Here is a 24,974-nt window from a genome sequence, read left to right as displayed (position 1 = left end):
GCTGTCAGGCGGGGCTGCGCACCGGCGGTACGGCGGCGAAGGCGGGCGAAACGGCAGCCTCGCGTGGAATGACCCACCCGCCGGACAATCGCACCTCAATCCGGGTGCCCGGCGCGAGGCGATCGGGCAAGGCAAGGCCGATCGTCTCGGCCTCGATGCCGAGCGGGGCGAGTTCGGTGGCGTAGACGCCGTTCTGGAAGATCTGGTTGACCACTTCGCCGGCGAAATGGCCGTGCGGCGGCGCAGGGGCGAGGTCGGAGGCGTGGAAGCACAGCCAGCCGGGGCCGGGCGGGGCGCGGCCGTCGACCTTCAGCACGCCGCCGGCGAGGGCGACGGTGCACAGGCCGTCCTGCGTGCCGATCACCTCGACCGGCAGGGTGCGTCCCCGGCCGATGAAGCGGGCGACGCTCTCGGTCTGCGGGCGGCGATAGAGGTCTTCCGGCGTGCCGACCTGCTCCAGCCGGCCGCGATTCATCACCGCGACATGGGTGGCGACCGCCATCGCCTCCTCCTGGTCGTGGGTGACGAAGACGAAGGTGGCGCCGGTCATCGAATGGATGCGGCGGAACTCCGCCAGCATGGTCTCGCGCAGATGCGCGTCGAGATTGGCCAGCGGCTCGTCGAGCAGGATCAGCCGCGGCCGCAGCGCCAGCGAGCGGGCGAGCGCGACGCGCTGGCGCTGGCCGCCGGACAATTCGTGCGGCCGGCGGGCGGCATGGCCGGAAAGGCCGACCACCTCCAGCACCTCCTCGATGCGGCGGCGACGCTCGGCGGCTGGCAGCTTCTGCACCTTGAGGCCGAACTCGATATTGCCGCGCACCGTCATGTGCGGCCACAGCGCATAGGACTGGAAGACCATGCCGAGCCGGCGCGCCTCCGGCGGCAGCGAGCCGCGCGGGCCGGCGACGGCGACGTCGTCGAACAGCAATTCGCCGGCGTCGGGATCCTCCAGCCCGGCGATCATCCGCAGCAGCGTGGTCTTGCCGCAGCCGGACGGGCCGAGCAAGGCGAGGAAGGCGCCGTCGGGAATGGCGAAGCTCACCTGATCGACCGCGCGGACGCCATCGAAGCTCTTGGTGAGGTTGCGGGCGGCGAGGTGCGGCAAAGAGCGGGCTCCCGGCGCGTGCGTAGGCGTGGACGGCGAAGGGAGTTCGCTACGACGGTTCGATGTCGGGGCGATGACGTTTGTGTGGGGGACGTGCGCGTATCGGGGGCGTTCCTTCGCCGTCCGGGCGAGCAGGCCGGCGATGCCGGAGGTCCACGTTGCTGATAGGATCGCCGCAGCCGACTCGTTTTTGGCTGGGGGAAACATGATCGGATCGGTTCGTCTCGTCGCGCTGCTCGGGCTCGCCGCCCTGGCGACACCCGCCATTGCCGCGGACGTGCCGCCTCCCGTCGTGAAGGCGCCCGCCGCGCCGGCGCCGGTTGCCACCGATGGCTGGACCTACACCCTCGCCCCGTATTTCTGGGCGGCGGGGATGGCGGGCGATGTCGGCCAGTTCGGGCTGCCGGCCGTGCATGTCGACGCCGATTTCAGCGACATCTTCGACCATCTCGACTTCGCCGCCATGGTGATGGGCGAGGCACGCAAGGATCGCTTCAGCGTGTTCGGCGACATCCTCTATGTGAAGCTGGGCGCGGACGTCACCGCGCCGCGCCGTATCCCCGCCGACAGCGTCGACATCACCTCGACGACCTTCGCCGGCCTCGCCGGGGTCGGCTATGCGCTGTGGGACGGCCCCAAAGGCCATCTCGACGTGGTCGGCGGGGTGCGGGCCTGGCATGTGAGCACCGATATTTCGTTCAAGGGCCAGGCCCTCGACGGGCGCAGCGGCCGCGACAGCGCCAGTTGGGTCGACGGCCTCGCCGGGCTGAGGGGCCGCTACGAGCTGAGCGACAAGCTCTATCTGACCGGCTGGGGCCTCGTCGGCGCCGGCGGTGCCGATCTCGATTGGGATCTCGGCGGCGGTGTCGGCTACACATTCAACGACCGGCTGTCGATGGTGGTCGGCTATCGGGCGCTCGGCGTCGACTACGAGCAGGACGGCTTCCTGTTCGATGTGGTCGAGCAGGGCCCCATCATCGGCACGGTGCTGAAGTTCTGAGGCTTTCCGACGCGCGGGCCGGCAGCGAAGATGCGCTTTCCATTCCGGCTCAGCTGCCGGGGGCGCGCTTTTCCGCGCCGGCGATCCAGTAGGCGACCGCCTTGCAGGGCACGCCCTCGAACGCCGGCAGGTCACGCGCCACGGTGCGGATGCGGCGCGCCACCTTCTGCTCGGCGGCGGCCCAGAGATAGCCGACACCATCGCCGCGCGGAATCTGCGCCAGCTGCCGGTCGAGGGCACTGGCCGACAGGCCGTTGCCGGTGCCGTGGCTCCAGGTGACGATGGCGCGCGGATGCGGCGGCAGCGGCTGCTCATGCGCGCGGTCGGCGACCTCGATGACGATGCGGCTCTCGACATGCGCCGGCGTCTGCTCCAGCAGACGCGCCAGCGCCGGCAGGCCGGTGGCGTCGGCCATCAGCACCTGCCAGCCGAGATCGGCCGGCGGCTCGTAGAGGCCGCGCGGATTGTTGAGGACGATGCGATCGCCCGGAGCGGCCGCCTGCGCCCAGCTGCTCGCCAGCCCGCCCTCATGGATGACGAAGTCGATGTCGAGCTCGCCGGCCCGCGCGTCGAAGCGGCGGATCGTATAGGTGGCGTAGCGCACCCGTTCACGCTCGGCCGGGAAGGTCCAGTGGCCGTCGGCGTCGATCTCCGGCAGCACCAGCTCGCCGCTGGCCGGATCGGGGAAGAACAGCCGCACATATTCGTCGCCGATGCCGGTGGAGCGGAAGGCGGCGAGACCGGCGCCGGCGAAGGTGAGGCGCACCATGCCCGGGGTCAGTAACTGGCGGCGCGCCACGCAGGCTTCGTGAAAGGTCGGATGGCTCATCGCGGATCCCGGTCGCTGCGGGCGCCCGGCCGCCCGCCCTTGTCAGGGCATAGTGATAGTGAAGCCAGGCTATTGGCGAAAGTCTTCCGAAGAAGAATTATATTATAACAGTTCTAAATATTGCTTGTTGAAGATGTTTTGCAACATTGCTAGGTGTTGCTCGTTCATTTCCGGGCAGGGTGGGCGTCCGACGCATGTCGACGAGTCTCGACGACATCGAGAATCTGTACGTCTCCGAGCATCACCGGCTGGAGCGCGTCGCGGCGCGCCGGGTCGGGGCGGCGCACGCGGCCGACGTGGTGCACGACGTGTTCATGGCGCTGTGGGACCGCGCGCGTGGCGACCAGCCGTTCTCTCCGCGCTACCTGACCGGCGCCACCCGCTACGCCGCCATCGGCCATTACCGCGCCGAGCGCCGCCGCGAGGCGCTGCTGCGGCGGATGACCGAGGAGCAATATGCCGCGCCGGTGCCGTCGCCCGACCAGATCGTCGCGGCGCGGCAGGACCTCGACCGGCTCAACGCCGTGCTGGCGGCGCTGCCGGCGCGCACCCGGCAGATCTTCCTCTTGAACCGCGCGCACCAGTGCACCTATGACGAGATCGCGGCGGCGCTGGAGATTTCCTACAGCACGGTCGAGCGGGAGATCGCCCGCGCCCTTCTCGCCTGCCGGGTCGGCATCGAGTGAGGGACGCGCCGCCATCGCGCGGCGGCGGGGCGAACGGCGGACAGGCGGGCCGAACGGACGGACATGGACGAGGAACTGATCCGGCGGCAGGCGGTGGCGTGGTTCACCCGCATGAACGGGCGGCCCTCTTCCGAGGATCGGCGCGACTTCGCGCAATGGCTCGCCGCCTCCAGCGCGCATGAGCAGGCCTATGAGGGCGTGCGCGGCCTGTGGTCTGGCCTCGGCGAGGCGAGTGGCGGTCTCGGCACCGAAGACGAGGCGGCGCTCGAACGTTCTCTGGAGCGCATCCGCGCGATGCGCCGCGCGCGTCGGCGCGGCCGGGGCGCTGCGGGCCTCGCGCTCGGCCTCGCGCTGCTGGTCGCCGGCGGCTGGCTCTGGCTCGACCATCCCCATGTGCTGCAGGATTTGCGCGCCGACTATGTGGCGCCGCGCGGCGAGACGCGCAGCGTGGCGCTCGCCGATGGCTCGCTGCTGCTGCTCGACGCCGACACCGCCATCGAGGTTCAGCTCGGCGCGGAGCGGCGGCGCGTCGACATCCTGCGCGGCACGGTGTTCTTCCGGGTGAAGCCCTCCGCGGTGCCCTTCGTGGTCGGCGCCAGCAATGGCGAGGCGCGCGTGCTCGGCACCGAGTTCGACGTGGCGCGGCGGGAGGAGGGCGAGGTGACGGTGACGCTCGACAGTGGCCGCGTCGAGGTCGGCCTCACCGACCGCGCCGGCGCGGTGGTGCTGCAGCCGGGCGAGAGCGTCGACTATGGCGAGGAGGGGCTTGGCGCGCCGCACGTGGTCGACCTCGAAGAGGCGGGGGCGTGGCGGCAGGGCCGCTACATCTTCACCAATGCCCGGCTCGCTGACGTGCTGGAGCGCATCGGCCGCTACCGTGACGGCCGCATCGTGGTGCTCGGCTCGGCGCTCGCCGAGACGCGGGTGAGCGGCAACATCGCCCTGCGCGACACCGACGCCGCGCTGGCCGCGGTGCGTTCCTCGGTCGGCTTCCCGCTGCACGAGATCGGCCGGCTGACCATTATCGGCCCGTGATTTTCGCCGGCCGCGAAAAAAATCGCGATCGGCTGAGGGTGCCGGCCATCCCCACGCGACATGTCAGTGAAGGCCAGCCGCGCCCGCACCGGGTTCGCCGGCGAAGCGGCCTTCGCGGACGGGCGGATGCAAGGGGACGGGCATGAGGGTTGAGGACAGGGCGGGCAGGCGCGCGGGACTGCTGGCGAGCACCTTCCTGATGGCGGCGGCGGCGAGTGTCGCGACGAGCGGGCCGGCCGGCGCGCAGGCGGCGGTGCAGGCCGCCTATGTCTTCGACATCCCCGCCAAGCCGATCCGCGCGGCGATGAACGACATCGTGCGCGTCACCCGCCTCGACGTGGTGTTCCGCGAGACGCCGACCGCCTCCCGGCTCGGCAATCCCGTGCGTGGCTCGCTCACCGTCGGGCAGGCGGTGGCGATGCTGCTCGCCAATACCGGCCTGTCCTACCGCTTCAGCAACCCGACCACGGTGGAGATCTTCGACCCGGCGGCGGCCGGCGCGACGGGAGCTGCGCCCGATGGCGCCATCGCGCTCGACACCATCCAGGTCGAGGGCTCCGGCACGCTGCCGGCGCCCTATGCCGGCGGGCAGATCGCCACCGGCGGCACGCTCGGCGTGCTCGGCGTGCGCGACGTGATGGACACGCCGTTCACCGTCGCCAACTACACCTCCAAGCTGATCGACGACCAGAACGCCCAGTCGATCGCCGATGTGGTGAAGAACGACCCGGCGATCCGCAATGTCGAGCCGACCAACACCGGCAACGGCAACTACTTCCTCATTCGCGGCATCCAGGTCGGCAATGGCGCGGTGGCGTTCGGCGGCCTGTTCGGCGTGGCGCCGAACAACCAGTCGACGCTGGCCGGCATCGAGCGGGTGGAGGTGCTGAAGGGGCCGGGCGCCTTCCTCAACGGCCTGTCGCCGAGCGGGGTCGGCGGCGTGATCAACCTGGTGCCCAAGCGCGCCGGCGACGACCCGCTCACCGAGCTGACCACCACCTACATCACCGACTCTCAGTTCGGCGCCCATCTCGATGTCGGCCGGCGCTTCGGCGAGAACAAGGAATGGGGCGTGCGCGGCAACCTGCTCTATCGCGACGGCGACACCCCGGTGAGCCAGCAGTCGCAGGAGCTGATGAACGCCACGCTGGGCATCGACTACAAGGGCGACAAGCTGCGGCTTGCGCTCGACCTCGGCACCCAGGTCCTCAACACCGACCGGATGAACAACACCGTCACGCTGGCGCCCACCGCGCAGGTGCCGCGCCCGCCCTCGCCGGAGGATGGCTGGGTGTCGCCGTGGAACTACAGCGACTTCCGCGACAATTACGGCATGCTGTCGGCGGAATACGACATCACCGACAACATCATGGTCTATGCCAAGGCCGGCATCGACACCACCGACTGGGATCAGGCGGTCGAATCCGGCACCAACCTGCAGTCCAACGGCAACTTCACCGCCAATGGCTATCGCTATTTGATCGACATCGAGCGCCAGTCCGGCGAGACCGGTGTGCGGGCGAATTTCGACACCGGGCCGGTGGCGCATCAGCTGGCGGTATCGGCGAGCGCCTATACCGCCAGCCGCTGGTCGGCGCCGACGACGCGGCTCTCGACCACCTCGTCCAACATCTACAACCCGACCTTCTCGCCGGACCCCGTCATTCCCGCCATGGTGATGGGCCCGCAGAGCGAAACCTCGTTCTCCAGCTATGCGATCTCCGACACGCTCTCCATGCTCGACGAGCGCATCCAGGTGACGCTCGGCCTGCGCCAGCAATATGTCGACGTCGACAATTTCAACGTCGTCACCGGCGCGCAGACCGCCAGCTATGACAGCGACGCGCTCACCCCGATGGTGGCGGTGCTGGTGAAGCCGTGGGAGCGGGTGTCGCTCTATGCGAGCTATATCGAGGGCCTCACCGCCGGGCAGGTGGTGCCGGTGTCCTACGCCAATGGCGGCGAGGTGCTGCCGCCCTTCACCACCAAGCAGTACGAGGCCGGCATCAAGGTCGACTGGGGCACGCTGCTCACCACGCTGAGCGTCTTCCACACCACCCAGGCCTCCGGCGTCTCGAATGCCGTCACCAACGTCTTCACCGCGGATGGCGAGACGGTGTATCGCGGCATCGAGTTCGACGTCGCCGGCGAGATCGCGCCCTCGCTGCGCATCCTCGGCGGCTTCGTGCTGCTCGACGCCGAGATGACGCAGACCGACAAGGGCCTCTACAACGGCAACGACGCCACCGGCGCGCCGCCGTTCACCGCGACGCTCGGCCTCGAATGGGACCCGAGCTTCGTGCCGAACCTCACTCTGTTCGGCCGGATGAACGCGACGGGCTCGGCCTATGTCGACGCCGCCAACACCCAGAAGATCGGCAGCTGGACCACCTTCGACTTCGGCGCCCGCTATAAGATCGAGCGCGAGGGCCATGAGCCGGTGATCATCCAGGCCAACCTGACCAACGCCTTCAACGAGGCCTACTGGACGACCTATCCCGGCTACAGCCTGCTCTATTCGGGCGAGGCGCGCACGCTGGCGATCTCCACCGTGTTCAAGTTCTGAGGCCGGCGGCCGATGCGGGGAACCGCCAGCCGGCGCGGCGTCATCGGGGGCGGGCTCATGCTCGCCCTCTCGGCGTTTCCGGCGTGGGGCGAGGGCGTGCGCCGGCGGGTGGAGACGCCGCTCGGCACGCTCGACATCCCCGTGCCGCCGCGCCGCGTCGTCGCCATCGATTCCCGCATCAGCCTCGAATCCGCTCTGGCGCTGGAGCTGCCGCTGGTCGGCTACAGCCACAGCCGGGCGCGGCCCTGGGTGCCGGTGCCGCCCTCGGTGCCGATGCTGGCGGCGCCGCCGGATCTCGAGCAGATCCTCATGCTGGCGCCCGACCTCATCCTGTGTCCGGACACCGCGCCGGCCTCCGACTGGTGGCCGCTGGCGCGGCTCAGCGCCATCGCCCCGGTGCTGCCGAGCAGCCACCGCGTCACCTGGCAGGCCAATCTGCGCGACCTTGCCGGCTGGCTGGACCGCATGGATCTGGCGCAGGCGCGCATCGCCGACCATGCCGCCCGCATCGCCGTCATCCGCGCGCGCCACGGCACGGCCATCGCCCAAGCGCGCGTGGCGGCGCTGTATTTCGACCCGCTGAAGCGCCGCGCCATGGTGTGCAGCGCCGGCACCGGCTACGGCCTCCTGATGCCGGCGCAGGTGCTTGCCGAACTCGGCGGCAGCGAGATCGCCGCCGACCGGCTCGGCCCCTATGGCGAGGTGGCGCTGGAATCCTTCGGCGAGGTGCTCGGCGCCGCCGATGCGCTGCTGCTCCTCGATTTCGGTGACGGCGCGGCGCAGGCGCTCGCCCGCGAGCCGCTGTGGCGCCGGCTGCCGGCGGTGCGGGCCGGGCGGGTGGAGACGGTTCCCGGCAACTGCACCTTCGGCGCCTGTTACACGGCGAATTATCTCGCGACCGCCTGGCAGGCGCTCTATGCGCGGGTGGAGGCATGAGCCGGCGCGCGGTCCGCCTCGCGCTCCTTTCGATGGCGCTGCTGGCTCTCGCCGCCGGCTTCGGGCTGCTGGCCGGCCCGCGCAATCTGCCGCTCACCGCGCTGGTCGAAGCGGTGCGTGGGCGCGGCGACGACGAGGCCTGGCTGATCCTCGCCGGGCTGCGCGCGCCGCGGGTGCTGCTCGGCGGCCTCGTCGGCGCGGCGCTGGCGGTGGCGGGCGGCATCATCCAGGCGGCGACGCGCAATCCGCTCGGCGATCCCGGCCTGCTCGGCATCAATGCCGGCGCCGGCCTCGCCGTGGTGATCGGCATCGGGCTGTTCGGGCTGGCTGGCATGGGCTGGATTCTCGGCCTCGCCGCGCTGGGGGCGACGCTGGCGGCACTGGCGGTGCCGCTGCTGGCCGGGCTGGCTGGTGGCAGCGACGCGCCGGTGCGGCTCACCCTCGCCGGCGTCGCGGTGGGAGCGCTGTGCTACGGGCTGACCCAGGCGGCGGCGCTGGCCGATCCCGAGCGCTTCGACCTGGTGCGCAACTGGCGGGTGGGCGCGCTGTCCGGCGACGCGGCGGCGCTGCTGCCGGCGGTGGCGCCGGCGCTGCTCGCCGGCTTTCTGGTGAGCGCGCTGCTGGCGCCGGCGCTCAACGTCGCCGCGCTTGGCGAGGAGAGGGCCGCCACGCTCGGCCTGCCGCTCGGCGCCACGCGGGCGATGGCGCTGGTCGCCGTCATCCTGCTGGCCGGCGGCGCGACGGCGGCGGCCGGGCCGATCGGCTTTGTCGGCCTCGCCGCGCCGCATGCCGCGCGACTGCTGGTCGGGGCCGATGCGCGGGCGGCGCTTTTCCATGCCGGACTGATCGGCGCCGCGCTGGTCATCGGCGCCGACGCGCTCGGCCGGGTGGTGGCGGCGCCGGCCGAGGTGCCGGTCGGCATCGTCACCACGCTCATGGGCGCGCCGGTGCTGCTCCTGCTGGTGCGCGCCCGCGCCCGGAGGCCGGCATGAGCGTCATCGGCGACACCGTGCGGCCGGCGCCGCTGCGGCTGCGCATCGGGCCGGCGGCGATGAAGCTGGAGCGGCGCATGGCGGGCGTGTGCCTCGCTCTGGCGCTGGGCGCGGTCGCGCTCGCGCTCGCGGCCTTGTGCATCGGTACCCTGCCGGTGACGCCGCTGCAGGCGGCGCGCGCGCTGATCGGCGAGGGGCCGGAGGCGGTGCGGCTGGTGGTGACGGAGTGGCGGGCGCCGCGCGTCGCCGGTGCTCTGATGGTCGGTGCGGCGCTCGGCATGGCCGGCGCGCTGTTCCAGACGCTGCTGCGCAACCCGCTCGGCAGCCCGGACATCGTCGGCTTCGATGCCGGGGCGTTCAGCGGCGCGCTGCTCGCCATGCTGGCCGGGGCGGGGCCGCTGGCGGTCGCCGGGGCCGGCTTCGGCGGCGGGCTCGTCGCCGGGCTCGCGGTGTTCCTGCTCGCCGGAGCCGGGGGACGGCTGGCGCTGATCCTCACCGGCATCGCGATGGGCGCGCTGTTCACCGCGCTGAACGACTGGATCATCCTCACCGCCCGGCTCGATACCGCGCTGGCGGCGGCGAGCTGGCGGCTCGGCTCGCTCGCCGGCATCGAGCGCGGCCGTCTCGTCGCGGCGGCGGCGCTGCTCGCCGTGCTGCTGCCGCTCGGGCTCGCCTGCGCGCGCACGCTCCGCGCCCTCGAACTCGGCGAGGAGCGGGCGGCGTCGCTCGGTGAGGCGCGCCGGCCGGCCTGGGCGCGCATCGCGCTGGTCGGGCTGGCGCTCACGGCCACCGCCACCTTCCTCGCCGGGCCGATCGGCTTCGTGGCGCTGATCGCGCCGCAGATCGCGCGGAGCCTGACGCGCAGTGCCGGCCTGCCGCTGCTGGCCTCGGCACTGTCCGGCGCGGTGTTCCTGCTGGCGAGCGACGTGGCCGGGCGGCTGCTCTTCGCCCCGCGCGCGATCCCCGCCGGGGCGCTGACTGCGGCAGTAGGCGGCGTCTATTTCGTCGCGCTGCTGTGGACGCGGCGGATCGGTGGAGCGATGCGATGACCGCTCCACTTGCGTTGGAAGCGCGCGGCCTGGTGGCCGGGCATGGCGGCCGCGCCGTGCTCGAGGGCATCGACATCGGCTTTCCGCGCGGCGGCTTCTCGATTGTCGTCGGCCCCAACGCGTCGGGCAAGTCGACGCTGCTGCGCTGCCTCGCCAGCCTGATCCGGCCGATGGCGGGGGAGGTGCGGCTGGACGGCGAGAACATGGCCGGGCTGGGGCGGCGCATGCTGGCCCGCCGGCTCGGCCTGCTGCCGCAGCACATGGAGTTTCCCGAGGGCATCCGGGTCGAGGAACTGGTGGGGCGCGGCCGCCACCCGCATCAGAGCCTGCTGCGGCAATGGTCCGACGCCGACGAGGCCGCCGTCACCGAGGCGATGCGGGTCACCGGCACCGCGTCGCTGGCCGGGCGGCCGGTGCAGCAGCTCTCCGGCGGCCAGCGCCAGCGCGTGTCGATCGCCATGGCGCTGGCGCAGGAGACGCCGATCCTGCTGCTCGACGAGCCGACCACCTATCTCGACCTCGCCCACCAGATCGAGGTGCTCGATTTGTGCCTGGCGCTCAACCAGCTGGGCAAGACGCTGGTCGCGGTGCTGCACGACCTCAACCTCGCCTGCCGCTATGCCAGCCATCTCGTCGCGATGAAGGACGGACGGATCGCGGCTGAGGGCGCGCCGGCCGATATCGTCAGCGCGTCCTTCGTCGCGCGGGTGTTCGGCATAAACGCCCTGGTGCTGTCGGACCCGCTGACCGGCACGCCGATGGTGATCCCCGCCGCTCCGCAGGGGCACCGGGCCGGCTAGGACGGCAATACGGCGGCGCCGGCCTTCAGCCGCTCGGCGAAGGCGGTGAAGAACTGGTCGGCCAGCTTGCGCGCGGTGGCCTGCACCAGCCGGCCGCCGAGCGAGGCGAGCTTGCCGCCGATCTCCGCCGTGGCGGCGTAGCCAAGCACAGTCTCCTCGCCGTCAGCGGCGAGCGTCACCGCCGAGGCGCCCTTGGCGAAGCCAGCGACGCCGCCATTGCCCTGGCCGACGATGCGGCAGCCCTCGGGCGCCTCGATGTCCTGCAATTCCACCGTACCGGCGAAGTTCGCCGACATCGGCCCGACCTTGAGCTGCACCTTGGCGCGGAAGCCGGTCGGCGAGGTCTGTTCCAGCTCCTTGCAGCCGGGAATGCAGGCCTTCAGCGTCTCGACGTCGAAAAGCGCCGCCCAGACCGCCGCGCGCGGCGCGGCGATGCGGTGTTCGCCGGTAATCTCCATGAAGTGTCCTCCGGGCGCCGTCACACGGCGCAGTAGCGTTCCTGGATGGCCTTGTCGGCGAGCAGCGCCGCCGCAGAGCTGGAATGGACGATCTCGCCCTGGTCGATGATCACCGCGCGGTCGGCGAGCCTGAGCGCCCATTCGACGTTCTGCTCGACCAGCAGCAGGGTGACGCCCTCGTCGCGCAGGCGGCGGAACAGCGCGCCCATCTCCTCGACCAGCACCGGCATGATGCCCTCCGAGGGTTCGTCGAGCAGGATCATGCGCGGCCGGGCGATCATGGCGCGGGCGATGGCCAGCATCTGCTGCTCGCCGCCCGACAGGGTGACGCCCTGCTGGTCGAGCCGCTCCTTCAGACGCGGGAAGGTGCGGGCGATCTCGTCGATGGCGGCCCGCTCGTCGATGCGACCGCCGGCGGCGAGCAGGCCGAGCTGCAGATTCTCGCGCACCGACAGGCCCGGCACGATGCGCCGCTCTTCCGGCACATAGGCGAGGCCGAGCCGGAAGCGGGCATGGGCGGGGAGCGACAGCAACTCGGTGCCGGCGAAGCGCACCGAGCCGGTCGCCTTCGGCATCAACCCCATCACCGAGCGGATGGTGGTGGTCTTGCCGGCGCCGTTGCGCCCGACCAGCGCGACGATCTCGCCCGGCTCCACCGCCAGCGACAGGCCGTGCAGCACATGGCTGGCGCCGTACCAGGCGTTCAGGCCCTCGATCTCAAGCATAGCCATCGTTCTGTCCCAGATAGACGCGGCGGACCTCGGGGTCCGACTGGATGTGGCGCGGGTCGCCGTCGGCGATCAGCCGGCCGTGATGCAGCACGAGGATGCGGTCGCTTAGGCCGAGGATCATCTTCATCTTGTGCTCGACCAGGAGGACGGTGCGGTCGGCCGCCAGCTTCTCCAGCAGCGCGACCATGTCGCGGGTCTCCTCCGGGCCCATGCCGGCGGTCGGCTCGTCGAGCAGCAGAAGCTCGGGGTCGGCGACGAGGGCGATGGCGATCTCCAGCGCCCGCTGCTGGCCATGGGCGAGGAACTTCGCCGTGGTGGCACGCCGGCCGATGAGCCCGACGGCGGCCAGCGCCGCGTCGGCCTTCGCGTCGAGCTCGCTCATGGCTTCGCGCGGGCGCCAGACGTCGTAGCGCGCGCGGAAGGCCTGCGCGGCGACGCGGACATTCTCGTGTACCGACAGCTCGGGGAAGATGTTGGTGATCTGGTAGGAGCGGGCGATGCCGAGATGCACGAAGCGGTGCTGCGGCGTGCCGGTGATGTCGCGGCCCTTGAAGCGGATCGTCCCGGCCGAGGGGGCGAGCACGCCGGAGAGCAGGTTGAAGAAGGTGCTCTTGCCGGCGCCGTTGGGGCCGATGATCGCCGTCACCCGGTTCGGCTCGAAGGCGGCGGTGACGCCTTCCAGCGCGACGAACCCGCCGAAGCGCCGGCCGATATTCTCCACCGCGAGAAGGGGCGTGCTCATCGGCCGGCCCTCCAGGCGAGCGCGGTGCCCCAGATGCCCTTGGGCAGGAACAGCACGAACAGGATGAACACCGTACCGACGACGATCTGCCAGTGCGGCGTCCACAGCGCGACCACGTCCTCCATCAGCAGGAAGGCGAGGGCACCGATGAACGGGCCGAAGAAGCTGCCGGCGCCGCCGAGCAGTGTCATCATCACGATCATGCCGGAGGTCTGGATGCTCAGCGTGTCCAGCGGCACGATGGCGAGGTGCAGCGCGAACAGCGTGCCGGCCAGCGCGCAGACGAGGCCGGACAAGGTGAAGGCGATCACCTTCGAGCGCTCGACGTCGTAGCCGCAGGCGCGCGCCCGAGTCTCGTTCTCGCGGATCGCCTCGATCACCGCGCCGAAGGGCGAGCCGAGCACGCGCGAGACGAACCACAGCGCGGCGGCGGCAAAGGTCATCAGCACGTAGTATTTCTTGATGGGGTCGAGGAAGTCGACCGGCCAGCCGAACAGCTCGATGCGCGCCACGGTGAAGCCGCGCAGGCCGTTCTCGCCGCCGGTGAGCGAATTGGCCTGCAGTGCCGTGTAGTAGACGAGCTGCGCCAGCGCCAGCGTCACCATCGAGAAGTAGATGCCGCGGGTGCGGATCGACAAGAGCCCGACCACGAAGGCGAGCGCGCCGCCGACCAGCATGCCGAACGGGATCGCCGCGTACCAGGGCAGGCCGAGCTGGCCGATGCCGAGGCCGGCGGCATAGGCGCCGGCGCCGAAGAAGGCGGCGTGGCCGAAGGACAGCATGCCGGTGTAGCCGAACAGCAGATTGTAGCCGACGGCGACCAGCCCGTAGATCAGCACGTTGACGGCCAGCGCCTGCGAGGGCAGCACCCAGGGCAGCAGGCACAGGACGAGGATGGAGAGCGGCACCCGCCAGGCGGCGAGGCGGGCGCGCCAGCCGCGCTGGCCGGTCGGGCCGGCCATCACCTGAGCGACGGAATGGACGGAGGCGGTCATGTCGGGATCTCCTCACGCCCGTCCGGGCTTGCCGAACAGCCCTTGCGGGCGGATCAGCAGCACGAGGGCCATCAGGGCGAACATCACGATGGTCGCCATTTCCGGGGCGAACAGCGCCGTCATGCTGACGGCGATGCCGATGAGAAGGCCGGCGACCACCGCGCCGACCAGAGAGCCCATGCCGCCGATGACGGTGACGACGAAGGCTTCCGCCAGCACGAGCGCCCCCATTTCCGGGTCGACGCTGCGCATCGGCGCGGCGAGCACGCCGCCGAGCGCGGTGAGGCCGACGCCGAGGCCGAACACCATCAGCCAGACCTTGGCGACGTCGACGCCGAGCACCCGCATGATCTGCGGATCGCGGGCGCCGGCCCGCACGATCAGGCCGAACCTGGTCTTCTCCAGCCCCAGCCACAGCAGCACGAGAACCACCGCGACGACGCCGACGACGAACAGCCGGTAGATCGGGAAATAGCCGATGCCGAGATCGGCGACGCCGGCGAGCTCCGGCGGGGTGGGGAAGGGCATGCCCTCATTGCCGAAGCCGATGCGCACGCTCTCCACCAGCACGTAGCCGAGGCCAAAGGTGAGCAGCAGCGGATCGTCGACCGAGCGCTTGTAGAGCGGGCGGATCAGCACCCGCTCGATCAGCATCCCGAAGGCGCCCACCGCAAGGGGGGCGATCAGCATCCCCCACCAGAAGCTGCCGGTGAGCGTGGCGACGTAGAGCCCGGCATAGGCCCCGACCATGAACAGCGCGCCATGGGCGAAGTTCACCACGCCCAGCATGCCGAAGATGATCGACAGGCCGAGCGCGACCATGACGAGGATGGCGCCGAGCGCCACCCCCGAGAAAAGCTGCATGGCGATGAGTTCGGCATCCATCACGGCGCCTCCCTGACGAGGTGGCGGATCAGGACGGGAAGCCGAGCTCGGCGCAGCTGCGCAGGATGTCCTCGGAGGCCGGCTCGACCGCGAGGATGCGGAACGGGTCCGCCTGGTCCGGCGTGTCGGCTTTCGCCTTGGATTGCAGCACCAGCACCGACTGCACCGACTGGTGGTCGCATTTGCGGTAGTGCTGTGGCCCCTTGGCGACGTCGTAGGTGAGGTTCTCCAGCGCCGCCACCACCTTGTCGGTGTCGGTGCCGCCGGCCTTCTCCATGGCGAGCAGCAACGAGGACATGCCGGTGAAGCCATAGGCGCCGTAATCGGTGGGGTAGGCGCCGGCATACGCCGCCTTGTAGGCGTCGTTGAACGCCTTGGCCGAGGGCAGGGTGTCCTGCAGCTTCCAGTAATAATTGGCGCCGCCGATCACACCCTCATAGGCCTCCGCGCCGATGCCGAGGCGCTGGGTGTAGAGCAGCACCGGCACCACGATCTTCGCCTGCTTGTTGAGGCCGAAATCCACCGCCTGCTTGATCGAATTGGCCTGGTCGCGGCCGAAATTGCAGATGCAGAGGATGTCCGGCTTCATCGCGCGCAGCCGCGGCATGAAGGTCGAATAATCGGGAGCGCCGATCGGGTGCAGGATCTCGCCGACGCTCTCGGCGCCGATCGCCGCCTGCGCCCGCTTGAAGCCGCGCAGGATCTCGTGGCCGAAGGCGTAGTCGGCGACGAGATAGGCGATCTTCATGCCGGGCTTGAAGCTGTGCTTGGCGACGGCGGCCGTCGTCATGTGCGGGTTCAGCGCCTCGTGGAAGGTGACGCGGCTGAAATCCTTGACCTCGTTGATGGTGTCGGACTGGCTGATCGAGACGAAGATGACGCCGCGGGCGCGGGTCACCTCGTTGATCGCCAGCTGCACCGCGCTCGACAGCGAGCCGACCACGGCGTGGACCTTTTCCTTCTCGATCAGCTCCAGCGTGCGGGTGGCGGCCTCGCCGGCGTTCATCTTGTCGTCGCGTACCAGCAGCTCGACCTTGCGTCCGCCGATGCCGCCCTTGTCGTTGACGAGCTTCACCGCCAGCTCGGCGCTGCGCACCTGGTCCTTCGCCTCGGCGGCATAGGGGCCGGTCAGCGGGGTGGGAAAGCCGATGCGGATGGTGTCAGCCTGCGCCCGCAGCAGCCCGGGCATGGCGAGCGTGGCGGTGCCGGCGGCGAGGCCGGCCAGCGCGTGGCGGCGGGTTATGCGAAGCGCAGGCAGGCCGGATGTCGGGCCGTTGCTGGTCATGGTTTCCTCCGAGGAATTTCGTTCTTGTCGTTGTGTTTGGCGGCAGTATGTTTTTGATCAGCGTGTTTTTAATCAGTGGTTTGGCGTCAGATCTTGCCGAGTGACTTCAAGAGCCGCTCCGGTGTCATCGGTATCTGGGCGATGCTCGCCCCGAGGGGCGCCATCGCGTCGTTGACGGCATTGAGCGCTGCGGCCGAGGCGGCGGCGGTGCCGGCCTCGCCGCAGCCCTTGGCGCCGAGCGCGGTATCGGCGGTCGGGGTCTCGATATGGCCGACGACGATGTCGGGCATCTCGCAGGCCATCGGCACGAGGTAATCGGCGAGCGAGCCGTTGGTGAGCTGGCCGTTGTCGTCGTAGCGGCACTCCTCGAAGAAGGCGGCGCCGAGACCCTGCACCACGCCGCCGCGCACCTGCTCGTCGACCAGCAGCGGGTTGATGATGCGGCCGCAATCCTCCACCACCCAATGCTTCAGGACCTTCACCAGCCCGGTGTCGACGTCGAGTTCGACATGGCAGCCCTGGATGCCGTTGGTGAAGGCGAAGGGGTAGCCCTGCGGCGCGTAGTGATGGGTGATCGACAATTGCGCCCGCGCGTCCGGCGGCAGGGTATCGGAGCGGAAATAGGCGATGCGGGCGACCTCGGCGAGGCTGACCCGCTCGGCGCCGGAGAGCGCGTCGACGACGAGGCCGTCGCGCAGGTCGAGATCGCCGGGCCGCGCCTGCAGGATGGTGGCGGCCAGCGCCAGCACATTGTCGCGCAGCCGGCGCGCCGCCTGCAGCGCCGTCTCGCCGCCTATGCCGGCGCCCCGGCAGGCCCATGTCGCCCCGCCATGCGGGGTGATCTCGGTATCGCCGGTGATGACGCGCACCTTCTCGCGCGCCACGCCGAACTGGTCGGCGACGATCTGGCCGATGATGGTCTCGGTGCCCTGGCCCTGCTCGGTCACCGAGATCAGGCAGCGCACCTCGCCCGAGGGGGTGACGCTCAGCGTCGCGCCGTCCTGCGCCGAGATGCGGGCGCCACCTATGCCGTAGAAGGCCGGGCTGGGATTGGAGATCTCGACGAAGCTGGCGATGCCGATGCCGCGATGGATGCCACGCGTCCGCAGCGCCGCCTGCTCGGCGCGCAGGGCGTCATAGTCCATCAGCGCCTTGAGCCGGATGAGGCTGGCTTGGTGCGACAGCGCCTCGAACTTGTAGCCGGTGGGGGACTCGCAAGGGTAGGCATCGTCGGGGATCAGGTTCTTCTCGCGCATCGTCGCCGGATCGAGCCCGGCGCGGGCGGCGGCCAGATCGACCAGCCGCTCGGTGACGGCGCAGGCGACGGGATGGCCGACGGCGCGGTACTGGCTGGTCTGCACCTTGTTCTGGAACACCACCGCCAGTTCCGCCCGGTAGTTGCGGAAGCGGTACGGCGCGCCCATCAGCCGGATCACCTGATTGCCTTCCACCGCGCTGGTGCGCGGATAGGTCGAGAAGGCGCCGATGGCGGTGACGTCGTCGACATCCATGGCGAGGATGGTGCCCTCGGCATCCACCGCCATGCGGGCGCGCACCCGGTGATCGCGGGCATGGATGTCGGAGACGAAGGATTCCATGCGATCGGCGACATATTTCACCGGCCGGCGGCACAGCATGGAAAGACCGACCACCGCCATGTCCTCGTGATAGACATGCAGCTTCATGCCGAACGAGCCGCCGATATCGGGCGCGATCACCCGCACGCTGGCTTCCGGGATGCCGTAATGGCGCGAATACAGGTCCTGGAACTGGTAGGGCGTCTGGGTGGCGTGGTGGACGGTGAGCTTGCCCTCGCTGGCGTCCCAATCGGCGAGGATGGCGCGCGGCTCCAGCGTCACCGCCGTGTGGCGGCCGAAGTGGAACTCTTCCTCCACCACATGGGCGGCGCCGGCGAACAGCGCGTCGATGCCGCCGGTGTCGAGGCGGCTGCGGAAGCACAGATTGTCCTCGATCCCCGCCGCCGCACGGTCGGCATCGGGCTCGCGGGCGGTGTCGATGTCGGCGACCACCGGCAGTTCCTCGAACTCGACGAGGACCGCCTCGGCGGCATCCTCCGCCTGGGCGCGGCTGTCGGCGACCACCGCGACCACCGCCTGCCCGGACCACAGCACTTCCTCGACCGGCAGCGGCAGCTGCGGCGCCGACTTCATGCCCTTGAAATGGTCGAGCGTACCGACCCAGGGCGTGCAGAGCCGCGCGAGGTCGGCACCAGTGGCGACGAGGCGCACGCCCGGCATGGCACGCGCCGCCTCCGCATCGATGGAGACGATGCGGGCATGGGCGTAGGGGCTGCGCAGGAAGGCAGCGTGCAGCATGCGCGGCAGCACGAGATCGGTAACGTAGCGCCCGCGCCCGGCCAGAAGGCGCTTGGCGTTGGGGCGCGTCACCGCACGGCCGATATAGGAATTCGGGCGGTCGAGGCTGCCGAGCGGGGCGTTCATGCCGGCTCCTCCGCGAAGCGCGGCGCCGTCTCGCCCGCCGCCCGCCGTCTGGCGACGGTCTCGATGGCGTCGACGATCGCCTCATAGCCGGTGCAGCGGCAGTAATTGCCGGACAGCGCGTCGCGGATCTCCGCTCGGCTCGGCAGGGGGAGGCGGGCGAGCAGCCCCTGCGCGGCGATGAGCATGCCCGGCGTGCAGAAGCCGCATTGCAGGGCGTTGCGCTCGTGGAAGGCGCGCTGGAGGTCGGCGATGACAGTGCTTTCCGTCAGCCCCTCGACGGTGGCGATCTCAGTGCCTGCCGCCTGCACGGCGAAGGTGAGGCAGGCATGCACCGGCAGTCCGTCGAGCATGACGAGGCAGGCGCCACAGACCCCCATCTCGCAGCCGGCATGGGTGCCGGTGAGGCCGAGGTCGCGGCGCAGGAAATCCGCCAGCGTCTCGCGCGGCTCGACGAGGCGGGTCAGCGTCTCGCCATTGACGGTGAGGGTAACGGGCAGCGTCGCGCTCATGCGGCCTCCGCGATCTGGGCGAGCAGGCGGCCGAGCAGTACGCGGGCGAGGTGGCGCCGCATCGCCGCCGGCACCTCGGGGGTGTCGACCGGGTCGAGGTCGTCCATCAGTGCCGCCTGGGCGTGGCGTATCGCGTCGGGGTCGAGCGTCGCGCCGGTCAGCGTCGCCTCGGCGGCGTGCGCCCGCACCGGCGTCGGGCCGACCGACAGGAGGGCGATGCGCGCTTCCTCCACCACGTCGCCGGACATGGCGAGCCTGATGCCGCAGCCGACCAGCGCGTAGTCGCCGCGCCGGCGGGCGATCTCGTCGAAGGCGCAACGGTGCTCCGGCCGCGCGACGGGGATGTGCAGGGCGACGAGCAGTTCGCCGGGTTCGAGCGCCGTCTGGTAGAGGTCGACGAAGAACGCGTCGGCCGGCACGCGCCGGGTGCCATCCGGCCCGGCGATCTCCATTTCCGCGCCCATGGCCAGCATCATCGCCGGGAATTCGGAGGCGGGATCGGCGAGGGCGACGCTGCCGCCCAGCGTGCCGCGGTTACGGATCGCCGGATGCGCGACATGAGGCGCGGCCAGCGCCAGCAGCGGGGCATGCGCGGCGATCAGCGGATGGTCGTGGGCGTCGACATGGCGGGTCAGCGCGCCGAGCCGCAGCCAGCCCGCCTCGACCGCAATGCCGCGCAATTCGGCGATATGGCCGATGTCGACCAGCCGTGCCGGTGCCTGCAGGCGCAGCGCTAGCGCCGGCACCAGGCTTTGCCCGCCGGCAATGTAGCTGGCGTCGCCGTCCGCCTCGGCGAAGGCGGCCAGCGCCTTCGCGATGCTGGCGGGGCGTGCATAGTCGAAGGCCCGGGCTTTCACGGCACCGAACTCCTCTGGCTGCGTTTCCTGTCCAGATTTGTAACCATCTGGTCTCAAAATGAACGCACGACAGCCGGAAGGCGTCAAGCTAAAATGACCAGGTGGTCACAAGTTTGCGGAAGCAAATCAAGACGTTATATTCAGTTGTGCATAACGAGAACATGGATGACGATCACCGAAGACAGCCTGATCGAGACCCGTCCCCGCCGGCGCAACATGCGGGCGCCGGAGCGTGAGCAGGCCATTCTGGACGAGGCGATCCGCTTCTTCGCCGAACAGGGATTCGAGGGGCAGACCCGCGAGCTCGCCAAGCGCATGGGCATCACCCATTCGGCGATCTACCGGCATTTTCCCAGCAAGGAGGCGCTGATCGAGCGTGTCTACGAGCACGTCTATCTCAGCCGCTGGAAATCGTCCTGGGGGCCGCTGATCGCCGACCGGTCACGGCCCGTCGGCCAGCGGCTCGAGCAGTTCTACCGCGAATATGTCGAGCAGGTGTTCGACCATGACTGGGTACGGATCTTCGTCTTCTCCGGCCTGCGCTCGGTCGACATCACCAGCCGCTATCTCGACATGGTCCGGCGCGAGGTCATCGAGCCCGCCTGCGCCGAACTGCGCGCCGAGTTCGGCCTGCCCGAGGTGAGCGAGGCGCCGCTCAGCGAGCGCGAGACCGAGATGTTCTGGGGCCTGCACGGCCGCATCTTCTACATCGCGATCCGGCGCTATGTGTACCAGGCGCCGGCGCCGCGCGATCTCGACGAGATCATCTCGGACGCGGTGCGGATCTTCGTCATCGGTGCCCGCGAGGTGCTGCCGGAGATCGTGCGCGGCACTCGCTGAGGCGGACGCCGCCGCGCCGGGGAGGGCGCCTCGGCTGGGCGGCGCCTCAGCTGGGGAAGTGCCGCTCCAGATCCTCGACCGCCTCGCAGGTCAGCGGCGCGGCGCGGCGCTCGCCGATGAGGAAGAACAGCTTGGCGGTCTCCTCCAGCTCCTCATAGGCATGCACGGCCTCCGCCAGTGTCTTGCCGGCGACGATGGGGCCGTGATTGGCGAGCAGCATCGCCTTGTGGCTGCGGGCAAAGCCGCGCACCGCCTCGGCGAGCTGGCGGTCGCCGGGCCGGAAATACGGCACCAGCGGCAGCTTGCCGACCCGCATGACGTGATAGGCGGTCAGCGGCGGCAGCACGTTCGAGGTGTCGGCGTGGCAGAGGCAGGACACCGCGACGGCGTTGGTGGAATGCAGGTGCACGATGGCTCCCGCGCTCGGCCGCTCCTCATAGACGGCGAGATGGAAGAACGCCTCCTTGGAGGGCGGATCGCCGGCGAGATGCCGGCCGCCGGCATCGACCTTGGAGATACGCTCCGGCGTGAGGAAGCCCAGCGACGAATTGGTCGGCGTCACCAGTATGCTGCCGTCGCCGAGCCGCACCGACAGGTTGCCCGCGCCGCCATGGGCGAGGCCGCGCGCATAGAGCAGGGCGCCGAAGCGCACGATCTCGTCGCGCAGGGCGTCCTCGTTCACGTCGCCTGTCCTGCTCATGCGTGTCCCCTGCGCGTGCGGTTCATTTGCCGGCGAGCGCCGCCAGCGCCTTGGCGAAGAAGTCCGGCGCGCCGAAATTACCGGATTTGAGCGCCAGCGCGACCCGGCCGTCGGGCGCGGCGAGGATCGGCACGCCGGGGTCGATCTCCGGCCCGATCTCCAGCGCTTCCAGCCCCAGCGCCTGCGCCACCGCGCCGGAGGTCTCGCCGCCGGCGACGACGAGGCGGCGAAGGCCGCCGGACACCAGCGCGCGGGCGGTGTCGGCGAACAGCCCCTCCAGCACGCCGGAGAGCTTCTCGCGGCCATAGCGCTGCTGCAACGCCGCCACTTCCGCCGGATCGTCGGAAGAGTAGATCAGCGGCGCCTGTCCGGGATGCGCGGCGATGAAATCGGTGAGATCGTCGACGCCGATCTTACCGGCCATCACCGCGTCGACGTCGAGGGCCAGTACCGGGTGCGCCTCGGCATGCACGGCGATCTGTCCGCGGGTGGCGCCCGAGCAACTGCCGGCGAGGATGGCTTCCGGACCGTCCACCCCGGCGAAGGCGGTGGCCACGCCCTTGGCCTGCCCGCGGGCGATGAAATTGGCCGGCAGGCCGATGGCGATACCTGACCCGCCGGTGACAAGCGGCGCGTCGGCGGCGGCGGCGCCGAGCGCGGCGAGATCGGCGTCGGTGGCGGCGTCGCAGATCACCAGCGTCTCGCCGCGCGCGGCGCAGGCCGCCAGCGCCTGCCGCACGGCGGCAGAGCCGGCGCGCACCGTCGGCGCGGCGACGAGGCCGACGGCGTCGCGGGTCTGACGACGCAGCCAGCGGCGAATGTCGGGATCGGTCATCGGGGTGAGCGGATGGTTCTGCATGCCGCTCTCGCTGAGCAGCCGGTCATGCACGAACAGATGCCCCTGATGCACGCTGCGCCCGACGGTCGGGAAGGCGGGGCAGGCGATGACACCCCTGGCGCCCAGCGCCTCGGCCAGCGCCTCGCCGACCGGGCCGATATTACCCTCCGGCGTCGAATCGAAGGTCGAGCAATATTTGAAGACGATCTGGGTGCAGCCCTGCGCCTTCAGCCAGTCGAGTGCCGCCAGCGACTGCGCCACCGCCTCGGCGGCGGGAATGGAACGGGTCTTCAGCGAGATGACGCCGGCTTCCACCTCCGGCGCCGCCGGATGCGCGGGCACGCCGAGATATTGCGTCACCGCTAGGCCGCCAGCGTTGGGCGTATCCTTGCCGGGAAGTCCCTTGGCGAGGGTGTTGGCGATGTCGCCGGCGCCGGTGAAATCGTCGGCGATCACTCCGAGCAGCATGGTTCAGCTCCCTGCATTCTCGATCAGCTGGCGCAGGCGCGCCACCGCCGCCTCGGGGGCGGTGAACACCGGCACGTCGACTGCGGCACGTACCGCCTCGGCGGCGCGGGCGGTGGAGAATTGCGCCAGCATGATCGCGTCGCAGCCGGCGAGGTCGGGGGCGCGCGCGGCGACCAGCGCGTTATGGGTGGCGGCGTCGCCGGCGCGCAGCCGGTCGATGGCGTCGGCGACGACGAGGGTGTCGAGATCTGCCTCGGTGCCGGCCTGGGCCGCGAAGTCGGTGAATTCCTCGGCCATGGTGGGCACCGCCGGGGCGAAGGTGGCGAGCATGCCGATCCGCCGGCCGCTGGCGATGGCGGCGCGGAACATCGCCTCGTTCGGCTTCAGCACCGGCACGTGCATCTCCGCCGCCAGCCGATCGATGGCCGGGCCGAAGGCCGAGCAGGTGACGAGCACGCCGTCGGCGCCGATGCGGGCGGCGTAGCGGCCGAGGGCGAGGAAGCGCTGCGTCATCTCCTCGGGAAGATCGGGCGTCGCGGCGCGGTCGATGGAGAGCGAATCGTCGAGCAGGTTCACCGTCTCCGCCTCCGGCCAGCCGGTGGCGAAGGCCTGCTGCACGGGTTCCATCGCCACCGGGGTGGCATGGAGGAGGACGATGCGGGGGCGTGCCGTCATGAGAATCTCACCGGTTTGCGGAAGGCGGGCGGTGGTCCGGAGAAGGCGATGCCGGCGGAACCTGCCGCCGGCATCGTTGGTCAGGTGGGGTGGCGCGGGCTCATCGATAGAGCGGCACCACACCCAGCAGCACGGCGCAGGCGATGAAGATGCCGAACAGCGCCAGACACCAGGGGAAGCAGGCCTTCTGCCATTCGCCCATGTCGAGGCCGGTCATGCTGAGCAGCAGGTAGATGAAGGCGGTCAGCGGGCTCAGCATGTGGAAGGCCTGGCCGAGCAGCGAGGCGAAGCCGATCTGGAACGGCGTGAAGCCGTAGACCTTGCCGGCTTCCACCAGCGGCGGCAGCACGCCGTAGAAGAAGGCGTCATTGGACAGGAAGAAGCCGCCCGGCGCCGAGATCAGCACCACGATCAGGCCCCAGAAATCGCCCAGCGCCGGCGGCACGATGGTCACCAGGCTCTTGGCCAGCGAGTCGGACATGCCCGAATTGGTGAACAGGCCCATGAACACGCCGGCGCCGATCACCATGATCACCGTCTGCAGCACCTCGCCGGAATTGGCGTAGATGCGGTCCTTCTGCTGCGCCAGCGTCTCGTAGTTGATGACGAGCGCCACCACGGTGCCGACGAGGAAGGTGAAGACCGGGTCGAACACGCCGGAGATCAGCGAGGCCAGCACCGCGACGGTCAGGATGCCGTTGATCAGCGCGAATTGCGGGCGCTTCAGCGCATCCTCGTCGCTGGTGTGCTGGGCGAAGATCGCCTCGATGTCGGCGTCGCTGAGATGCTGCACGCCGAGGCGGCGCCGCTCCTTCAGGCCGAGCCAATAGGCGCCGGCGGTGACGAACAGGCTGCCCAGCACCATGCCCGGCAGCAGAGCGAGCATCAGCGCCTGCACGTCGAGCCCTTCGATCACCGCGATGACGCGGGCGGTCGGGCCGCTCCACGGCAGCAGGTTGAGGATGGTGTTCTGCAGGATCAGCAGCACGCCCAGATGCATCATCTTGATGTTGAGCTTCTGGTAGACCGGGATCAGCGCCGTGCAGCAGATCAGCGTCGTGGTGGTGCCGTCGCCGCTCATCGAGACCACGGTGGCGAGCACGCTGGTCGCCACCAGCACCTTCAAGGGATCGCCCTTGGCGAGCTGCACGACCTTCTTGGTGAGAGGGTCGAACAGGCCGACATTGAGCATCAGCGAGAAGAAGAAGATGGCGAAGAACAGCATGAATGCCGTTCCGGAGGTCTTGGTCAGCCCCTGCTTGACCCAGTCGCCGAGGACCGAGATCTGGTCCCACATGGTGACGCTTTCGAGCGGGATCTTCAGCGTCTTGGCGGTGGGCGCCTCGTAGAGGCCGAGCACCGCGCCGACGAGGGCGAACAGCACCGGAATCAGCACGATGGCGGTGAAGGGATGCATCTTCTTGGTGAGGATCAGCGTCATGAAGACGATGACCGTTCCCCAGGCAAGCAGGGTCAGCAGCATGCTTTCCTCCCAGTCTTTTCTTGTTCGGGTGGAGTGAGTGACGAGGTG

Annotated in this window: 24 protein-coding genes; 9 read left to right on the top strand and 15 right to left on the bottom strand. The window is 70.2% G+C overall.

Annotated elements, in window-relative coordinates; all coding sequences use genetic code 11:
• Positions 1 to 4: 4 nt before the first annotated feature.
• On the bottom strand, positions 5 to 1,105 hold the full coding sequence (locus LGR54_RS08150; protein ID WP_230361432.1) for an ABC transporter ATP-binding protein: 1,101 nt from the start codon (positions 1,103 to 1,105) through the stop codon (positions 5 to 7).
• 205 nt (positions 1,106 to 1,310) lie between these two features.
• Between LGR54_RS08150 and LGR54_RS08145 the strand changes: the two genes are divergently transcribed.
• Complete coding sequence (locus LGR54_RS08145; RefSeq protein WP_255607359.1) at positions 1,311 to 2,105, top strand: DUF481 domain-containing protein; 795 nt, start codon at positions 1,311 to 1,313, stop codon at positions 2,103 to 2,105.
• Between the two features lie 49 nt (positions 2,106 to 2,154).
• Here the strand turns inward: LGR54_RS08145 and LGR54_RS08140 are convergent, their stop codons facing one another.
• On the bottom strand, positions 2,155 to 2,934 hold the full coding sequence (locus tag LGR54_RS08140) for a siderophore-interacting protein (RefSeq protein WP_230361431.1): 780 nt from the start codon (positions 2,932 to 2,934) through the stop codon (positions 2,155 to 2,157).
• 194 nt (positions 2,935 to 3,128) lie between these two features.
• On the opposite strand from LGR54_RS08140, the gene LGR54_RS08135 reads away from it, so the two are divergent.
• From LGR54_RS08135 to LGR54_RS08105, 7 genes are all read left to right on the top strand, one after another.
• Positions 3,129 to 3,620, top strand: coding sequence for an RNA polymerase sigma factor (locus LGR54_RS08135; protein ID WP_230361430.1), 492 nt, complete (start codon positions 3,129 to 3,131; stop codon positions 3,618 to 3,620).
• Between the two features lie 63 nt (positions 3,621 to 3,683).
• A complete protein-coding gene (locus LGR54_RS08130; protein ID WP_230361429.1) occupies positions 3,684 to 4,655 on the top strand; it encodes a FecR domain-containing protein in 972 nt (323 codons plus the stop codon).
• A gap of 142 nt (positions 4,656 to 4,797) precedes the next feature.
• On the top strand, positions 4,798 to 7,221 hold the full coding sequence (locus LGR54_RS08125; protein WP_230361428.1) for a TonB-dependent receptor: 2,424 nt from the start codon (positions 4,798 to 4,800) through the stop codon (positions 7,219 to 7,221).
• 57 nt (positions 7,222 to 7,278) lie between these two features.
• Positions 7,279 to 8,157: an ABC transporter substrate-binding protein gene (locus LGR54_RS08120; RefSeq protein ID WP_230361427.1), complete on the top strand. Its 879-nt coding sequence runs from the start codon at positions 7,279 to 7,281 to the stop codon at positions 8,155 to 8,157.
• Positions 8,154 to 9,149, top strand: a complete 996-nt coding sequence (locus LGR54_RS08115; protein ID WP_230361426.1) for an iron ABC transporter permease — start codon at positions 8,154 to 8,156, stop codon at positions 9,147 to 9,149. Before LGR54_RS08120 ends, LGR54_RS08115 begins: the two co-directional genes overlap by 4 nt.
• Entirely contained in the window at positions 9,146 to 10,198 is a 1,053-nt protein-coding gene (locus LGR54_RS08110; protein WP_230361425.1) for an iron chelate uptake ABC transporter family permease subunit, read from the top strand. Before LGR54_RS08115 ends, LGR54_RS08110 begins: the two co-directional genes overlap by 4 nt.
• Positions 10,195 to 10,998 carry an ABC transporter ATP-binding protein gene (locus tag LGR54_RS08105; protein ID WP_230361424.1) on the top strand — a complete coding sequence of 268 codons (804 nt, stop codon included), beginning with the start codon at positions 10,195 to 10,197 and terminating at the stop codon, positions 10,996 to 10,998. Before LGR54_RS08110 ends, LGR54_RS08105 begins: the two co-directional genes overlap by 4 nt.
• Here the strand turns inward: LGR54_RS08105 and LGR54_RS08100 are convergent.
• The 9 genes from LGR54_RS08100 to LGR54_RS08060 form a co-directional block, all read right to left on the bottom strand.
• Positions 10,995 to 11,456 carry a CoxG family protein gene (locus LGR54_RS08100; protein ID WP_230361423.1) on the bottom strand — a complete coding sequence of 154 codons (462 nt, stop codon included), beginning with the start codon at positions 11,454 to 11,456 and terminating at the stop codon, positions 10,995 to 10,997. The two genes, LGR54_RS08105 and LGR54_RS08100, sit on opposite strands and share 4 nt — an antisense overlap.
• Before the next feature lie 20 nt (positions 11,457 to 11,476).
• Positions 11,477 to 12,181, bottom strand: a complete 705-nt coding sequence (locus LGR54_RS08095; RefSeq protein ID WP_230361509.1) for an ABC transporter ATP-binding protein — start codon at positions 12,179 to 12,181, stop codon at positions 11,477 to 11,479.
• Positions 12,174 to 12,929 carry an ABC transporter ATP-binding protein gene (locus LGR54_RS08090; protein ID WP_230361422.1) on the bottom strand — a complete coding sequence of 252 codons (756 nt, stop codon included), beginning with the start codon at positions 12,927 to 12,929 and terminating at the stop codon, positions 12,174 to 12,176. The genes LGR54_RS08095 and LGR54_RS08090 overlap by 8 nt, the downstream gene beginning before the upstream one ends.
• Positions 12,926 to 13,891: a branched-chain amino acid ABC transporter permease gene (locus LGR54_RS08085; RefSeq protein ID WP_230361508.1), complete on the bottom strand. Its 966-nt coding sequence runs from the start codon at positions 13,889 to 13,891 to the stop codon at positions 12,926 to 12,928. The genes LGR54_RS08090 and LGR54_RS08085 overlap by 4 nt, the downstream gene beginning before the upstream one ends.
• Positions 13,892 to 13,936: 45 nt before the next feature.
• Complete coding sequence (locus LGR54_RS08080; RefSeq protein ID WP_230361421.1) at positions 13,937 to 14,809, bottom strand: branched-chain amino acid ABC transporter permease; 873 nt, start codon at positions 14,807 to 14,809, stop codon at positions 13,937 to 13,939.
• Between the two features lie 28 nt (positions 14,810 to 14,837).
• Complete coding sequence (locus LGR54_RS08075) at positions 14,838 to 16,094, bottom strand: ABC transporter substrate-binding protein (protein WP_230361420.1); 1,257 nt, start codon at positions 16,092 to 16,094, stop codon at positions 14,838 to 14,840.
• A gap of 86 nt (positions 16,095 to 16,180) precedes the next feature.
• On the bottom strand, positions 16,181 to 18,556 hold the full coding sequence (locus tag LGR54_RS08070; RefSeq protein ID WP_230361419.1) for a xanthine dehydrogenase family protein molybdopterin-binding subunit: 2,376 nt from the start codon (positions 18,554 to 18,556) through the stop codon (positions 16,181 to 16,183).
• Positions 18,553 to 19,065, bottom strand: a complete 513-nt coding sequence (locus LGR54_RS08065; protein ID WP_230361418.1) for a (2Fe-2S)-binding protein — start codon at positions 19,063 to 19,065, stop codon at positions 18,553 to 18,555. The genes LGR54_RS08070 and LGR54_RS08065 overlap by 4 nt, the downstream gene beginning before the upstream one ends.
• Positions 19,062 to 19,922, bottom strand: coding sequence for a xanthine dehydrogenase family protein subunit M (locus LGR54_RS08060; protein ID WP_230361417.1), 861 nt, complete (start codon positions 19,920 to 19,922; stop codon positions 19,062 to 19,064). The genes LGR54_RS08065 and LGR54_RS08060 overlap by 4 nt, the downstream gene beginning before the upstream one ends.
• A gap of 216 nt (positions 19,923 to 20,138) precedes the next feature.
• On the opposite strand from LGR54_RS08060, the gene LGR54_RS08055 reads away from it, so the two are divergent.
• Positions 20,139 to 20,762 (top strand): TetR/AcrR family transcriptional regulator, encoded by a 624-nt coding sequence (locus LGR54_RS08055; protein ID WP_370638164.1) that lies wholly within the window; start codon positions 20,139 to 20,141, stop codon positions 20,760 to 20,762.
• 46 nt (positions 20,763 to 20,808) lie between these two features.
• On the opposite strand, the gene otnC is transcribed toward LGR54_RS08055, so the two are convergent.
• The 4 genes from otnC to LGR54_RS08035 all read right to left on the bottom strand — a co-directional run bounded on the left by otnC (position 20,809) and on the right by LGR54_RS08035 (position 24,926).
• Entirely contained in the window at positions 20,809 to 21,444 is a 636-nt protein-coding gene (gene otnC, locus LGR54_RS08050; protein ID WP_230361507.1) for a 3-oxo-tetronate 4-phosphate decarboxylase, read from the bottom strand.
• Between the two features lie 40 nt (positions 21,445 to 21,484).
• Positions 21,485 to 22,768, bottom strand: a complete 1,284-nt coding sequence (otnK, locus tag LGR54_RS08045) for a 3-oxo-tetronate kinase (protein WP_230361415.1) — start codon at positions 22,766 to 22,768, stop codon at positions 21,485 to 21,487.
• 3 nt (positions 22,769 to 22,771) lie between these two features.
• A complete protein-coding gene (locus tag LGR54_RS08040; protein WP_230361414.1) occupies positions 22,772 to 23,443 on the bottom strand; it encodes an aspartate/glutamate racemase family protein in 672 nt (223 codons plus the stop codon).
• 100 nt (positions 23,444 to 23,543) lie between these two features.
• Positions 23,544 to 24,926, bottom strand: coding sequence for a CitMHS family transporter (locus tag LGR54_RS08035; RefSeq protein WP_230361413.1), 1,383 nt, complete (start codon positions 24,924 to 24,926; stop codon positions 23,544 to 23,546).
• Between the last annotated feature and the right edge of the window lie 48 nt (positions 24,927 to 24,974).

The organism is Ancylobacter sp. Lp-2 (assembly GCF_020523795.1).
In the GTDB taxonomy this organism is placed as follows: domain Bacteria; phylum Pseudomonadota; class Alphaproteobacteria; order Rhizobiales; family Xanthobacteraceae; genus Ancylobacter.
This window is presented reverse-complemented; position numbering and strand designations above follow the sequence as displayed.